Source organism: Streptomyces sp. WM6378 (genome assembly GCF_001279695.1).
In the GTDB taxonomy this organism is placed as follows: Bacteria; Actinomycetota; Actinomycetes; order Streptomycetales; family Streptomycetaceae; genus Streptomyces.
Genome location: NZ_LGDD01000160.1, coordinates 1 through 800, shown reverse-complemented (window position 1 = coordinate 800; position 800 = coordinate 1). Strand labels below are relative to the sequence as shown.

2 protein-coding genes are annotated in these 800 nt (G+C 66.6%); both read right to left on the bottom strand.

The window, feature by feature from the left end:
- Positions 1-95: hypothetical protein (locus ADK54_RS44855; RefSeq protein WP_159047771.1), on the bottom strand; the 95-nt coding region annotated here is incomplete at its 3' end.
- Between the two features lie 44 nt (positions 96-139).
- A complete protein-coding gene (gene ilvN, locus ADK54_RS15275) occupies positions 140-664 on the bottom strand; it encodes an acetolactate synthase small subunit (RefSeq protein WP_053726176.1) in 525 nt (174 codons plus the stop codon).
- Positions 665-800 lie beyond the last annotated feature (136 nt).

The window sequence follows — 800 nt, the reverse complement described above, 5'->3', positions numbered from 1 at the left end:
TGGGCGTGGCCCTGGCTGCCGTAACCGATCACCGCGACCTTGCGGCCCTGGATGATGGACAGGTCGGCATCGTCGTCGTAGAACAGCTCGGCCACTGGGCTTCTCTTTCATGTCGGTGTTCAGTTGGTGTGCATGGGGGTCAGGCGGCGTGATCGATGCGCCGTACCAGGCTGCTGGAGGAGGAGTTCGGGCCGCGCCCGATGGCGATGGTGCCCGATCTGACCAGCTCGGTGATGCCGAACTGCTCCAGCATCCTCAGCATGGCCTCCAGCTTCTCGGTCGTTCCGGACGCCTCGATAGTGACGGCCTCCGGGGACACGTCCACGGTCTTGGCGCGGAAGAGCTGCACGATCTCGATGATGTGGGAGAGCGTCCTGCCCTCCGAGTGGACCTTGACCAGGACCAGTTCGCGCTGGAGGGCGGTGTCCGGCGGCAGTTCGATCACTTTGAGTACGTTGACGAGCTTGCCGACCTGTTTGGCGACCTGCTCCAGGGCCTCGGGTTCGGCGTGCACGACGAGGGTGAGCCGGGAGAACGCCGGGTGCTCCGTGCGGCCTTCGGTCACCGAGTCGATGTTGAAGCCGCGGCGGGAGAACAGCGCGGTGATCCGGGAGAGCACACCGGGGGTGTTCTCCACCAGGACCGACAGCGTGTGCCTGGGCAGCGCGGGGGGTGCTCCGTCTGTCATCGTTCCTCGTTGCTGTCGCCGAAGTCGGGGCGGACTCCGCGGGCGGCCATGACCTCGTCGTTGGAGGTCCCGGCGGCGACCATCGGCCACACCTGGGCGTCCTCGTGGACGA